12 protein-coding genes and 2 pseudogenes are annotated in these 14,501 nt (G+C 48.0%); 12 read left to right on the forward strand and 2 right to left on the reverse strand.

Annotated features, from left to right (window positions below; genetic code table 11):
- From A0U93_RS14660 to A0U93_RS14705, 12 genes and pseudogenes are all read left to right on the forward strand, one after another.
- Entirely contained in the window at positions 1–3,156 is a 3,156-nt protein-coding gene (locus tag A0U93_RS14660; RefSeq protein WP_077808583.1) for an efflux RND transporter permease subunit, read from the forward strand.
- 20 nt (positions 3,157–3,176) lie between these two features.
- Entirely contained in the window at positions 3,177–4,667 is a 1,491-nt protein-coding gene (locus tag A0U93_RS14665; protein ID WP_077807981.1) for an efflux transporter outer membrane subunit, read from the forward strand.
- A 60-nt stretch (positions 4,668–4,727) separates the two neighbouring features.
- Positions 4,728–5,039: a hypothetical protein gene (locus A0U93_RS14670; protein WP_077808584.1), complete on the forward strand. Its 312-nt coding sequence runs from the start codon at positions 4,728–4,730 to the stop codon at positions 5,037–5,039.
- A 49-nt stretch (positions 5,040–5,088) separates the two neighbouring features.
- The gene (locus A0U93_RS16295; RefSeq protein ID WP_147150685.1) at positions 5,089–6,249 is read left to right on the forward strand and encodes a hypothetical protein; all 1,161 of its coding nucleotides are present in this window, start codon (positions 5,089–5,091) and stop codon (positions 6,247–6,249) included.
- A gap of 9 nt (positions 6,250–6,258) precedes the next feature.
- Entirely contained in the window at positions 6,259–6,951 is a 693-nt protein-coding gene (locus A0U93_RS14680) for a flagellar hook assembly protein FlgD (protein WP_077807983.1), read from the forward strand.
- A gap of 52 nt (positions 6,952–7,003) precedes the next feature.
- On the forward strand, positions 7,004–8,665 hold the full coding sequence (gene fliF / locus A0U93_RS14685) for a flagellar basal-body MS-ring/collar protein FliF (RefSeq protein WP_077807984.1): 1,662 nt from the start codon (positions 7,004–7,006) through the stop codon (positions 8,663–8,665).
- Positions 8,665–9,024, forward strand: coding sequence for a hypothetical protein (locus A0U93_RS14690; protein WP_077807985.1), 360 nt, complete (start codon positions 8,665–8,667; stop codon positions 9,022–9,024). Before fliF ends, A0U93_RS14690 begins: the two co-directional genes overlap by 1 nt.
- A gap of 12 nt (positions 9,025–9,036) precedes the next feature.
- Positions 9,037–9,222 (forward strand): annotated as a pseudogene (locus tag A0U93_RS17145) (flagellar motor switch protein FliG); the annotation flags it as partial.
- Positions 9,223–9,261: 39 nt separating this feature from the next.
- Positions 9,262–9,669 (forward strand): FliG C-terminal domain-containing protein, encoded by a 408-nt coding sequence (locus tag A0U93_RS14695; RefSeq protein ID WP_169852780.1) that lies wholly within the window; start codon positions 9,262–9,264, stop codon positions 9,667–9,669.
- 241 nt (positions 9,670–9,910) lie between these two features.
- Complete coding sequence (locus tag A0U93_RS16300) at positions 9,911–10,222, forward strand: hypothetical protein (protein WP_170233436.1); 312 nt, start codon at positions 9,911–9,913, stop codon at positions 10,220–10,222.
- A complete protein-coding gene (gene fliN / locus A0U93_RS14700; RefSeq protein WP_077807987.1) occupies positions 10,219–10,539 on the forward strand; it encodes a flagellar motor switch protein FliN in 321 nt (106 codons plus the stop codon). The genes A0U93_RS16300 and fliN overlap by 4 nt, the downstream gene beginning before the upstream one ends.
- Before the next feature lie 14 nt (positions 10,540–10,553).
- Positions 10,554–12,629 carry a flagellar biosynthesis protein FlhA gene (locus A0U93_RS14705; RefSeq protein WP_077807988.1) on the forward strand — a complete coding sequence of 692 codons (2,076 nt, stop codon included), beginning with the start codon at positions 10,554–10,556 and terminating at the stop codon, positions 12,627–12,629.
- A gap of 196 nt (positions 12,630–12,825) precedes the next feature.
- Here A0U93_RS14705 and A0U93_RS14710 read toward each other — a convergent pair.
- Positions 12,826–13,747, reverse strand: a pseudogene (locus A0U93_RS14710) (IS256 family transposase); the annotation flags it as partial.
- Positions 13,671–14,483, reverse strand: a complete 813-nt coding sequence (locus A0U93_RS14715) for a phage baseplate assembly protein (RefSeq protein WP_147150691.1) — start codon at positions 14,481–14,483, stop codon at positions 13,671–13,673. The gene A0U93_RS14715 and the pseudogene A0U93_RS14710, both read right to left, overlap by 77 nt.
- Positions 14,484–14,501 lie beyond the last annotated feature (18 nt).

Here is a 14,501-nt window from a genome sequence, read left to right on the forward strand (position 1 = left end):
ATGTCACGTTTCTTTATCGACCGCCCGGTTTTTGCCTGGGTCATCGGTCTTATCATCATGTTGCTCGGCGCGGTGTGCATCGTGCGGCTGCCGATCGCGCAATATCCCTCGATCGCGCCACCGCAGATCGCCATTACGGTCACCGACCCTGGTGCGTCCGCCGATACCGTCAATAATACGGTTGTGCGACCAATCCTGCAGCAGATGTCGGGTCTCGATCATCTCGAATACCTATCCGCACAATCCTATGCCAACGGGTATATGGAAATCGACCTGACCTTTGCGCAGGGCACGAACCCTGACATTGCGCAGGTTCAGGTGCAAAACAAGCTGCAACTTGCCGAGGCACGTCTGCCGACCGAGGTGACGGCGCAGGGGCTGAACGTCGTCAAGGCCGTGAAAAACTTCATGATGGTCGTGGCCTTTATCTCGACCGACGGCAGTATGTCCGGGCAGGACATCACGGATTATGTCGCGTCCAATATCTCCGATCCGCTATCGCGGGTGACGGGCGTTGGCGATCACACCCTGTTCGGTTCGGAATATGCGATGCGCATATGGCTCGACCCGTCCAAGCTGTATAAATACTCGCTGACTGTCCCTGACGTTCAGAATGCGATCGCGGCACAGAACATTCAGGTTTCCGCGGGTGAACTGGGTGGCTTGCCGGCGAAGAAGGGGATTGGTTTCGACGCGACGATCATTGGCCCGACGCGCTTCAGCAAGATCGATGAATTCAGAAATATCCTGCTGAAAGTACAGCAGGACGGCTCGCAGGTGCGCGTTCGCGACGTGGCGCGGGTCGAACTCGGGGCGCAGGCCTATAGCCAGAGTTCGTTTTACAACAATTTGCCGGCAGCGGGCCTTGCCCTGAAGCTTGCACCTGGTTCCAATCAGTTGAAGACCGAGGCGGCGGTTCGTGCAGAACTGACGGAGTTGCAGAAATTTTTCCCGCCGGGTCTGAAGATGGTCTATCCGCTGGATACCGAGCCGTTCATCGTGATGTCGATTGAAGACGTCGTGAAGACGTTGCTCGAGGCCATCGCGCTGGTGTTCCTGGTGATGCTGGTCTTCCTGCAGAATTTTCGTGCAACGCTTATTCCGACGATTGCCGTGCCTGTCGTTTTGATGGGAACGTTCGGTATTCTTGCGGCACTCGGTTTCACGATCAACACGTTGACAATGTTGGCCATGGTGCTGGCGGTCGGCCTGCTCGTCGACGATGCGATCGTCGTGGTTGAAAACGTTGAACGCGTGATGACGCAAGATCATCTGTCGCCTCGGGAAGCCGCTCGCAAGTCGATGGATGAGATCTCGGGTGCGCTGATTGGCATCGTTCTGGTCCTGTCCGCGGTTTTCCTGCCGATGGCTGCTTTTGGCGGTTCCACAGGGGTGATTTATCGGCAGTTTGCGGTGACCATCGTTGCCGCGATGTGGCTATCGGTTGTGGTGGCGTTGATTATGACGCCCGCACTATGTGCCACGATGCTCAAGCCGACCGACCATGCCAAGGACAAGGGGCTTGCCGGCTGGTTCAACCGCAATTTTGATCGGATGACCGAGTCCTATCTGGGTGGCGTGCGCCGTCTGCTGCGTGTGCGTGTCGTGACGCTATTGGCTTTTGCCCTGCTGACGGCAGCGGCTGTGTTCCTTTTTCTGCGCGTTCCGGGCGGCTTCCTGCCGGATGAGGATCAAGGGCTGATCTTCGGTCAGGTGACCATGCCGCCGGGGGCGACGAACGAGCAGACGGCGGCGGTCAATCGGCGCATTACCGACTATACGTTGAAGAACTATGGGCATGATGTGACATCGATCTTCTGCATGAATGGCTTCAATTTCGCCGGGCAGGGGCAAAGCGCCGGTGCATTCTTCATCAAGATGAAGGACTGGAGCGTCCGACCGAATTACGCGCAGTCGACGATGGCCATTGCCAACAAGATCATGATGCATTTCTGGATGGATCCTGCGGCCATGATCTTTGCGATCAACCCGCCTGCCGTTCTGGAGCTTGGCAACGCGACGGGTTTCGACGTTGAACTCGAGGATCGTGGGCATGTCGGGCATGAAAAGCTTCTGGAAGCCCGCAATATGATCCTTGGCATGGCTTCGAAGGATCCGTTGCTGTTGGCGGTCCGACCGAACGGTATGGAGGACGCGCCGCAGTATCATCTCGATATCGACCGCGCCAAGGCCAATGCACAGGGCATCACCAACGCCGATATCAATACGACCCTGCAAGGTGCCCTGGGCTCGATCTACGTCAATCAGTTCCTACGCAATGACCGCGTGAAGCAGGTCTATATCCAGGGTGAAGCGGACTCCCGCATGGTGCCCGATGATCTCAACAAGTGGTATTTGCGTAACGCTGCCGGTTCGATGGTGCCATTGAACACGTTCGTGCAGGGAGACTGGATTGTCGGTCCTCAGAAGGTCGAGGACTATAACGGTCAGAACTCTTATGAGATATTGGGCCAGCCGGCGGCGTCTGCCAGTTCCGGGCAGGCCATGGACGAGATGCGCAAGATACTGAGCCATCTGCCCGATGGAATCGGCTATGAATGGACAGGATTGTCTTACGAACAGGTCGCTTCCGGCGGATCGACCGGGCCGCTGTATATCCTGGCGATGATTGTCATCCTGTTCTGCCTTGCCGCGCTTTATGAAAGCTGGGCCATACCTTTCTCGGTCCTGCTGGTTCTGCCGCTGGGCGTTCTGGGCGCCATCATCGCGACGTTTACGCGCGGCCTTGCCAATGACGTCTACTTTCAGGTCGGACTGCTGACGACGGTTGGTCTGTCTGTGAAAAACGCCATTCTCATCGTGGAATTTGCCAAGGCGTTCTTCGAAGCCGGTGACAGTCTGGAGGAAGCCGTCATGAAGGCCGGGCGAGAGCGCTTGCGGCCGATCCTGATGACGTCCATCGCTTTCGTCTTCGGCACATTCCCGCTGGCCATCGCAACAGGAGCGGGTTCCTCGGCTCGTGTGGCGATCGGCACGTGCGTGGTTGGTGGTCTGTTGTCGGCAACAGTTCTCGCCGTCTACTTCGTGCCGGTATTCTTCGTCGTTGTCCTGCGGCTGTTCCGCGTAACCCGTGTTCGCGATCGGGTGGATCCTTATGAAGAACGAAACATGCGTGCGAGAGAGGGTAACGTATGACCCGCCGGAAGACTTTTCCAATGACTTTTCAGCGGCTGTCAGCTGGGCTGCTGGCGAGCAGTGTTCTGGCGGGATGTAATCTGGCGCCGACTTATCATCGTCCGGCAATGCCTGTGCAGAACGCCTATCCTGACGATGCAGGCAGCAAAAACGTCAAAACGTCTCAGGATGCTGCCAATATCGGGTGGAAGACATTCTTCGTCGATCCGCGCTTGCAGGCGCTGGTCGAGCTTGCCCTGCGCAACAATCGAGATCTTCGGACTCAGGCCGGGGCGATCATGGAAGCGCAGGGGCAGTACCAGGTGCAGAATGCGTCGCTGTTCCCGACGATTTCAACCAATGGAACGGCTCAATACTATGCGCCGTCGAGTACTGCGGGTTTCGGGTTTGCACCGGGGCTGGGACAAAATATTTCGCTTTTGCGCTATTATACTGTTGGCATTGGGTTCTCTTCATATGAAGTCGATCTTTTCGGACGGATTCGCAATCTGACGAAACAGCAGGCGGAAGAGGCGTTGGGCTCTCAGTTCAATGCCCGGTCCGTGTTGATTAGCACGGTTTCTCAGGTCGCAAGCACGTACATCCAGTGGCTGGCCGACCGCGAATTGCTGCGCGTGACGAATGACACGCTGGCGTCGCAGGGCAACACGCTGCGCCTGACACAGATGCTGTACGATCGTGGTGAAACCGATCTCCTCACGCTGCATCAGACGCAGACGCAGGTGGAGCAAGCTGCGGCAAATCAAGCGCAGTATTCCCGTCAGGTCGCGCTGGACGAACATGCATTGCAGTTGCTGGTCGGCGCACCTTTGCCGGGCGACCTGCCACCACCGGCGCCGTTCGGGGGGCAAACAATTCTTTCCGACCTTCCGGCCGGTTTACCGTCTGACCTTTTGGCGAACAGACCGGACGTACTGGCGGCAGAACACAATCTACGGGCGGCGAACGCCAACATCGGCGCAGCGCGTGCTGCATTCTTTCCGCGTGTAACGCTAACCGCCTCGGAAGGTGTGAGTAGCTTGCAGTTCCGGCATCTCTTCACGCCAGGGGCGGAAACATGGACGGTATCGCCATCGGTTTCCCTGCCGATTTTCACGTGGGGGCAGAACGAGGGCAACCTGAGAATATCGAAAGCGCGGCGGCTTCAGCAGATCGCCAACTATGAGAAGACAATGCAAACCGCATTTCGGGAGGTTTCGGACGCATTGACGGGGCGTGAGACTTACCTGCAGCAAACGCAGCGACTGAAAAATCTCGTCAGCGCATCGCAGGGAGCTTACGATCTGGCGGAAATGCGATACAAGGCGGGGATTGACACATACCTGACGACACTAACGCAGCAACGTGACCTATATCAGGCTCAGCAATCTCTTATCTCCGTGGAGATGGCGCGGTATCAGAACCTTGTAACTGTTTACCGGGCATTAGGGGGTGGATGGACTCCGAATACCGTTCCAACGACGATTGCGATGAATGGTGGCCAGACAAGGGCTGGATCAAAAAGCAACTAGGACAGGAAGGCTTGAAGGGTGAAACGGTCGTATAATCGGCATCTGGGTTTAACGGCGTTGATGATGGTGATGGCCGTGCCGTCAGGCGCCTTTGCGCAGGATGAAGGTGGTGAAAAGAAGCCATCGATGCACGAGATGGCGCGTATTTCGTCGTTACCCAAGGCTCATGCTGATTTCAGTCGCTTTCTTTATCGCCCTGCCGGCGACAAGGTTATCGAGCAACCGGATGCAAATCGTCTCCTCTTTCGGAATAAGCAGGGAGAACCGGACGGTTATGCCGAAAGACGCGGAAACGCTATTGTCTACTTTGATCGACATGGAAAAGTAACCCAAGTTCAGCCTTTCAATGACGACGACCCCCCGTCTGAGTAACGATTTCTTTACCCTTCCTTCGTAATAATGGCTGCCTGGAGAACGGAACATGGCAGCCATACATCCATCGGTCTTGCAGTCGCCAAATCTGCCCAATGCGCAATCGACGCTTGTGCTTGGCGTCCCTACAGCTGCGGACGAGCGCTTCGCATCACTTCTGAAAAGCTTCGACCGTCAGTCTGCTAGCTTGGATCAAAAGGCGGAGGACAAGGCGCCATTTGTCAGGGCAGCTCAAGCCAATGGTGTCGGCGTTGATGCAAGCCACGGGGAAGTTGCACTCGGTGTGCGGAAGATAGAGATCCCGCACAGCATTAAACAAAACGCGAAATCAAATTGTCTTGCAGGACAGGAAGTATCCGGTCCAACTGCACATTCGTCCAATGACAGTATGCGTGGTGAGACTAACTTCACTTTGACGAAGGGTGGTAAAGGTAAGTTTGTTGCTCTTCAAGCAGTGGATAAGTTTTGTATTGATGATGATAGTAGTAATCTACTCGATATCATAGCTCCGTCACAAGCAAGTAAGTTATCTGGTGAAACTCCTGACTGTATTTCTGGTGAGTTTTCAATGCCGGATAACGGAAGTGTAGATATAAATCCAGAAAATAATGTTATTTTTGGCAATCAAGAAAAATCGGGCAATCTACAAGTATTGCGCACGACATCGAAGGGAAACCAAGAGCCGAAGTCGTCGTGCCAGCTTGACGAAACGTCAGCAGATGATGAAGCGAATATGGCTCACAATGAGCTAAGCCAGTCGGAAAGTTCTCATTCGAAAGCGGACTGTCATGAAGGTGATCTCGTTATTCTAATCAAACCGTCTGAGGGCGACAATACTACAACTCTGGAATGTCATCTAAGCGACGGCACGCAGGTAGCAATAAATATAAAAGAAAAAAAATTAAATGAATACAAATTAGATATTGGAACAAATGAGAAAACTTTAGGAGAGAAAATCTCTCAAACCAAATTGTCGATCGAAGAAAATATCATAGATTTATTAAATGACGATTTCGGGCACAAAAAAAATATCGAAAACGCATTTTTTAATAAAAAAAAGATGTTTTCACTAGAAATTAATAGAATAAGTTCTTCGAATACGAAAAACGACGGGTCGTCTGAGATAAAAGGGCACATATCTCATCGCAAACAAAAAGATGACTTCTTCCTAAATGAGAAGGATTTTTCTGCTCTGGATATAAATTTGTAGGAGTGTGGGATGACAAATATTTCTCTATATACCGCCGCTAGTAATGCAGCATTTGCAAATACGTCTTCCTCTTCGAGCGGAGAAACAACAAGTGCAAGTCAAACGTCGCTATCGAACTTAGGAGACAACTACAATCAGTTTCTGACGTTATTAACTACTCAACTGCAATATCAGGATCCCAGTAATCCTATGAGTAGCGACAACTTCACAAGTGAACTTGCACAATTTGCCGGAGTTGAGCAACAGGTGAAAACAAACAGCAATTTGCAAAGTTTGATTTCGGCAGTCGGCAATAGCGATTTCGTGACAAGTTCAAATTTAATAGGCAAGACGGCAGTCGCAAGTAGTTCACAGTTTTCCTTAAAAAACGGATCAGCATCTGTGTCGTTCGATGCTCAAAAGCAGGAAGAAACTGATATTGTCGTCAAAAACGGCTCTGGAAGCGTCGTAAAGACTGATGAAATGACGTCCAGCGCAGGCAGGAATCTCTGGTCATGGAATGGAAGAGACAACGGAGGAAATCAATTACCCGACGGGGTATATCAAGTCGGCATTGCGCAGGAAAATACCGATGGATCAATATCGACTTTGACTCCAAATATAGAAAGTACGATTTCAGGCATTATACGCGATACAAACGGTGAGAGCGCAGAACTCGGTGGTCTGGACGTCAATGTGCAGAAAATATCCTCTGTGTATTAGAAGTTAATCCAAAAATATAATTTCCAAAAAAAACCCAAAGAATATATGGAAAATGAATAATATAATTAATAACATTCGTTCGTTGGGTTTGAATAAACTTGTTGCGATCGGCGTGGTCTTGCTAGGGCTGATATTATCTTTGAGCTTTTTGGCGATAGATACCGAGAGCAAGAAGGTAATTCTGTATGAAAACCTTGAAACGAAAGACGTCGAGGGGATTACAGAACATCTGAGCAAGAATCATATTCCATATAATCTCTCAAATGATGCCAAAACCGTTTTTGTTGCTCCGACTGACGTTCCAAATGCCAGACTTATATTGGCGAAGCAGAATTTGCCAAACTCCGGAAGCCTTGGCTACGAACTATTCGACAAGGAGGACGGATTTTCTGCCACACAATTCAAGCAAAAAATCAATGAGAAAAGAGCCTTGGAAGGTGAGTTGGAGCGTTCTATTCGCTTAATCCAGGGTATTATTGGCGTGCGCGTTCATATCGTAATCCCTGACAGAGAAATGTTTTCCTCAGTTAGGCAGAGTGCGCAAGCTAGCATATTAATACAAACATCCCCGTCTAGAATTGATGACGAAAGCGTGAATGCAATCGCTAATTTGGTTAAAGCAGCTATACCCGAACTGAGTCGAGAGCAAATAGAGATAATAGATTCTTCAGGCCATGTCCTATACGACAATGGGAAATATAAAATCAATTCTGACTTGGAGAAAGATCAGGCGTCTAAAATGGAAGACGATATAGCGAGCAAAGTAGAAACCATTTTGTCACCAATTTTTGGCTCAGATCACCTTCGCGTAAAAGCAAATGTTCTTCTTGATTTTGATAAGGTTGTTAAAAGTTATCAAGACTTCAACCCCGAAAAGCAGGTACTTCGTTCGCAGAAAATTAAAACAGAAAAGTCAAATAATCTGGAGAAAACTCAAAACGTTTCTGCCTCTAATAACCTTCCGAATAAAGACGAAGATGGTGGCAGGAAAGGTAATATTTCGGAAGGAAATGAAGAGACAGATAATTATGAGATAGGAACGGAGACTATCAAACTAGAACATACGGCACCAAGTATTTCTAGAATTACCGTTTCTGTCTTGATAGATGGCAATCTCTATTCATTTCCTAAAGAAAACAAGAAATCTCCACAGTGGACGGATGGAAATATAGGTCAAATTGATAGCTTGGTAAAAGCTACAATAGGGTACGATTCAAAACGAGGTGATTTGGTAGTTGTAAAATCTATGAATTTCAGCAATGAAAATAAGTTTTCCGATGGGGATATGCAAGTAAGACATGAATGGATCTCCATTGTTTACAACAACAAAAATTTGGTTTTTCTTGTTTGTTTAGTGTTGTTTTTGCTTTTCTGCGCAAAACAAATTTTTAAATCAAAAGGTGGGAATGTCAAATTATCACATCAAAAAGAGCTGGGAATTTCTACTGAAAAATCAATGCATATTCACAAAGATAAAAATATAATTGCGGAGAAAGAGTCGCAATTGCCTCTACTGACATACGGGAAAGAGGTAGCCATCTCTACAGAAAATGTTCCGAATAATCTTGGCGCGATGGTGGTCATGGAAGGTATTGATGGTCAAATAAAGTCTTCTTCCATTCAGCAGGTCGCAAAAAAAATTGAGGAATATCCTGAGGAAAGTATCTCTTTAATCAAAAGCTGGTTGTCATCAGAGCCTCTGCAGGAATCCTAATGATGCAATTTGAAAAACTTACTGGACCTCAAAGGGTTGCAATATTGATGTTAGCCCTTTCCAAGGACGATTGTGTAGATATCTTCGATGAACTAGAGGAGAAAGAAATTCGCTCAATATCGACGGCGATGTCTAATCTTGGTCCTATACCGTCTTATATTGTGGAGGCAGTTTGCAATGCATTTAATAAACCTGACATTAGAGATTATGATCTTCTAGGAGACGTTTCTAATACAGAGCGCATTCTAAGACGCATTCTGCCAGAACCTAAAGCTGAAAAAATTATAGATGAAATACGCAGTTCTATCTCGACGACGATATGGGGGAAATTAGATGTAATATCTGAGGATGTGCTATGAAACTATTTAAAAAATGAGCATCCACAGACAATTTCTATAATACTAGACCGACTTAAACCAGCCCAAGCATCGAGAATTATATCAATTTTACCAGAAAATCTTGCTTTGGAGTCAGTTGTGAGGATGTTATGCAGCGAAAGCGTGCCTCATCAAATAGTTAAAGAACTTGAAGACACACTTCGAAAAGAGTTTATATCCAACTTTTCTCAACGCGCGCGGACAAGCGCTTACAAACGCATGGCAGATATATTCAACATTATGGAAAATCGAAGCGGGGAGAAGATACTGCTGTCCTTGTCAAAAACTTCTCCAGAAGAGACGGAATGTATAAAAGGACTTATGTTTACATTCGAAGATCTATCTCGACTACGTCCTGAAGCCTTAACTCGCATTTTGGCGCAATTAGACAAAGACATTTTACCTATTGCTTTAAAGGGGGCGACGAAGGAGCAAAAAAATGTCTTTTATCGAATTATGTCTGATAGGGCAATTCGATTGCTTCAGGATAATATGGAAGCACTTGGTAGTGTTCGGTTGCGAGATGTAGAGAAGGCAAAGGCTGAAATCGTTTTTCTGGCAAAAGAAATGAATGAAAATGGAGAAATAGAGTTAGATCCGGAAGAAAACGAAATGGTGATTGAATAGTGTGCAATATAAATTACAATAATCATGAAAAAAATTGCAATGAAATATACCATGATAACAATATAAATTTATGGGAAATGGGAAAAAGAAAAGGTATGCACACAGAAAAGTCGAGTTTGAGAAGTGAGTTAATTCGAAAAAGACTTCATCTTATGGAAAAAATAGAAAAAAGAATAGAAAAAAAATAGAGGCAGACCATAGATTAAGTGCTTTATTAAGGGCTGAAGTATTAAATTTGGTCTTGAAAACGATAAATAAAGCTCTGGGGGATAGTAAAATTAATGAGCGTATTGTTGATATGATTATCAGAGAAGTGGACAGTATTGAAGAAGATAGCGCGGGCAAAAAAGTTTTAGTAACTTCTAACGATGAAACTATTGATATGATAAAAAACGGAATTAGAGAGGATATAAGAAAGGATGTTGTGTTTCTAAAAAATCAAGAACTAACAGGAGGAGACTTGCACATATTTTCGAACCGAAAAATAGCCTTTCATGGAGGTGTGAAATTTCTAATCAAGTATGAGCACAGTCAGTCTGGGGATGAAAATTGAACAAAGAAAACGAAGCTCTCGATGTCTTTGATAAAGATGCTGTCGCAGTAAATAATCTTACGTCTCCGGAACATTCCCGGAATTTTGATGTTTTATACGATATCCCAGTTTCAGTTAGTGCACTCTTAGGTCGTGCAACGATGCAAATCAGCCAAGTTTTAAAGTTAGGTAAAGGGGATATCGTCGAACTTGATAAAAAAATAGGTGACCCTATCGACATACTCGTGAATAACAAATTTCTCGCAAGGGGCGAAGTTGTTGTAATTGACGAAAAAAAGATAGGAATTATAATGACGGAAGTAAGTAAAAGAAATTGATAAGCCGGAACTACATGAAAGCCGTATTGGGCAATGTCAAGGTTAAAGTTCTTCAGGCGCCCCCTGATATTAAGATGTTTTCTACTGTAGCTCTTCTTTGTGCTGTATCCATTATTATATTTCCCGTCCCTGTATTTTTTGTTGATGCTTGTGTTGCCGGTTCTTTCATAATTTCGATATGCATGCTGATAGTTTCTATATTCAGCCGATCTATCTTAGATTTCTTATCATTTCCCTATTTGATATTGTTATTCACTGTATTTAGACTCTCTATTGAAATCGCAGTTACGCGCTTAATTTTGGAGCATGGCCACGAAGGGATATATTCGGCAGGCGGTATGATCGCCATGTTTGGCAACTTACTTATGGGAGGGAATCTATTCATTGGTCTAATCGTATTTGCAATTATTATGATAGTGAATTTCGTTGTGGTAACGAAAGGTTCTGCGCGCATAGCTGAGGTGTCCGCTCGCTTTTTCTTAGATTCACTGCCGGGCAAACAGATGGCAATTGATGGCGAGCTAAATTCTGGAATCCTTGATGCTACGGAAGCGCACGCGAAGAGGCGGAACCTAGAGGCAGAAGGTGGCTTTTATGGTTCGATGGACGGAGCGTCAAAGTTCATTAGGGGCGATGCTATAGCAGGCATGTGCATACTTTTTGTAAATATAATTGCCGGTTTACTAATAGGCGTGTTCGGCCAGAAAATGAGCATATCTGACGCAGCGTCCGTCTTTACGACACTTACTATAGGTGATGGTCTTGTATCGCAGCTTCCTAGTCTTATTGTATCTGTTTCTGCCGGAATAATTGTTACCAAGGGAGACCAAGGGAATAGTGCCGCAGATGACAGAAGTGGAGATACTACATTAACACCTTTGATCATCGCCATCGGAGTGTGCGTTTTTCTTCTCGTTTTACCCGGTGTACCTTTTTTTCCCTTTTTTGTTATCTTACTACCCCTGCTGTCTTTATTTTTCTTTTTCAGAAATAAGCATGCTAATTCAGTTGATAAAAATAAAATCCAACCTAGTATAAATGAAAAAAACACTAGTATTTTACGAGACGAACTAGGCATTGATCCAATAAGGCTTGAGTTGGGTTTGGATCTGCTTCAAATCGTAAATGATTCTGTAGGTCACCTTGCAAAGCAAATGCAAACGATACGCCATAATTTCAATGAGGAATGTGGAATAAAAATCCCACAGATAAGAATACAAGATAATGTATCACTAAAGCCAAGATTTTATAGAATAAATATTAGAGAAATTACTTCCGGGGAGGGTGAATTATATCCCAATCATTTTTTAGTCATGGACCCTACAGGGCGAGTGCCGGAGATGGAGGGGATTGAGGCCAGAGAACCTGCGTTTGGAATTAAAGCTCTTTGGATCAAATCTGATTTGAGAGAGTTGGCAATATCAAAAAACTATACAATTGTGGATTCGACAAGTGTCATTATAACCCATATGGTTGAAGTTATTAGAAGGAACATTTTGGAATTATTTTCTACGACTGACCTCAAAAATCTAATTGATTCGTCTTCTGACGATATAAAGAACATCTTTTCCGATGTGGTTCCGGCACTTTTTCCCGTGAGTGTGATTCATCGCATATTTTCTAATTTATTATCCGAAAATGTTTCTATTCGCGATAAATACTTAATAATAGAAAGCATACAAGAAGCATATTACATTGGGAAGAAAGACTCTTCTGATATAACAGAGTTTGTTAGGATGCGACTATCCCGCCAGATATGTAGTTCCTTAATAAACTTGGATCAATATATCTCAGTCGTGACAGTTTCTGCGGAGATTGAGTTGGCATTGCTGGAAAATAGCGGTGTGTTATTAAACGGCGTTCAGCAAAGTAAGTTACCTCCTATAAGTTTTAATTCCTTGGTTGAAAAAATTACAAATTTTCTTAGCAAATTCCGAAGTGATTCAGGGGAAATAACGTTAGTAGTAAATGGAAGCATAAGAAGAAAAGTTCTATCAATGGTTCGTGCCTTAGACCGGAAAGTAAATGTTGTTTCTTATGATGAAATTTCCGGGAACGGAAATATAAAGAAGGTGGCTGAAATTTCTTGAAATCGACAAGTATTTTTCTTCAGAAAAATGTATAATTTCCTTGCATTATATGTCGTCGGATTCCAAAAAAAATCGAGATGACTTATATCGGAATTGTTTGCAGGGGGGTGTTGCTGTGACGATTTGATGGGATCACGATGGCCTGGACGGGACTGTCAGGAATTTCGTGTTTTTGGTGTGATGCTCATGTTGTTGATCAGGCGGTGACGCGCGCGAAGCGGTCACCGAAGAGAATGGCGAACTGTGCCTTTGCCATGGACCATTCCTTTGGGGGCATGATCCATTCTTTCTCGGCGCGGTTCAGGGCCAGGAAGAGAAGCTTGAGGGCCGCGTTGGCATTGGGGAAATGGCCTCCCCCCCCCTGGCCCGGACGGCCCGCCTCAGCTTGGCGTTCAGCGCCTCTATGGCATTGGTGGTGTAGACCAATTTTCGGACTTCGGCGGGAAAGGCATAGGTCGGAATGACCTCTTCCCAAGCCCGCTCCCAGGACTGGACGATCGCCGTGTATTTCCGGCCTCAGGGGCTTTCGGCAAAGGCAGCCAGAGCCGTCTTGCTGGCCTCGGCGTTCATGCCCGGTAGATATCCTTCAATGCCGTGGTCACGAATTTCCGGTCTTTCCAGGCGACGAAATTCAGCGAATGGCGCAGCAGATGCACGATGCAGGTCTGCACCAGGGCTTCGGAGAACACGGCACGAATGGCATCGGGGAAGCCTTTCAGCCCGTCGACCACGGCCAGCAGAATATCCTCGACGCCACGATGGCGCAGTTCGTTCATGACGCGGAGCCAGAACTTCGTGCCCTCGTTCTGCTCGATCCACAGGCCGAGGACTTCCTTGGTGCCGTCAGCGCGCACGCCCATAGCAATATGCACCGCTTTGTTGCGCACGATGCTTTCGTCGCGGATCTTCAGCCGCAGGGCATCGAAGAATACCACCGGGTAGACTGCCTCCAGCGGCCGGTTCTGCCAGGCGGCTACCTCGTCCAGCACAGCGTCGGTGATCACGCTGATCAGGTCCGGTGAAGCTTCCACGCCATAGATTTCAAGCAGATGGCCCTGGATTTCGCGCACGCTCATCCCGCGCGCATACATCGAGATGATCCGGTCGTCGAAGTCGGGAAGCCACCCATCTCACCGCGCCGATCAGCATGTCCTGGTCGAGACCCGAATACAGATCCGTCACCGTCACCAGCTGGTTCGGCTTCCACAACTCGCCCTTGGCGTTCAGCAGCCCGGGAACGACGTAAACCCGCGCTGTCGTATTGGCCCGCGTCGAGCGCATCCGCCAGTTCGCCTGGTCCTGCAACGTCCAGGGATCGGCATCCTCGCGCGGCCTGGTGCGCTTGCGGCTCGGTCGGCGGCTTGCGACATGATAGGCGGTGGGCGCTGGTCCCAGGTCGAAGGACAGTCCGGATGCCTGGCTGTCGAGCGGCGGATTGCTCGACTGTTGCGCCGCGACCGACCCGCCTGACTGCGTTGCCGCCAGCCAGGCGCGCGGGCGGTAGCGCCGAACGTCCGGATCAACGCAGTGCCCGTAACGGATCGTGCAGGCTTCCTCGACCTTGCGATGCGAGGGCGCGGCCGGCGCCGGACCCGGCGTGGCGGAAAGTGGCGCGGCCGTGGCATCGAGGGTCGCTTTAGCCGGTCTTAAAAGGCTCTTGAACTGCCCTTTAACCCACACATCCGAATGGCGACCGCGTCCGGAGATGCGACCCTCCATCGCCCGCACGTTGCCGGGAAACCTCAGGCTGTCACTCGCCCGCGTCGTGCCGGCCTGGGTGAGGACGCCGCCGCCGATCCCGTCTGATGTGACCAGGACGCCGCGCTGACGCGTATGCTTTTCGATGGCGCTCATCACCGTGTCGGTCGGCTC

Source organism: Neoasaia chiangmaiensis (assembly GCF_002005465.1).
Taxonomy (GTDB): Bacteria; Pseudomonadota; Alphaproteobacteria; order Acetobacterales; family Acetobacteraceae; genus Neoasaia; species Neoasaia chiangmaiensis.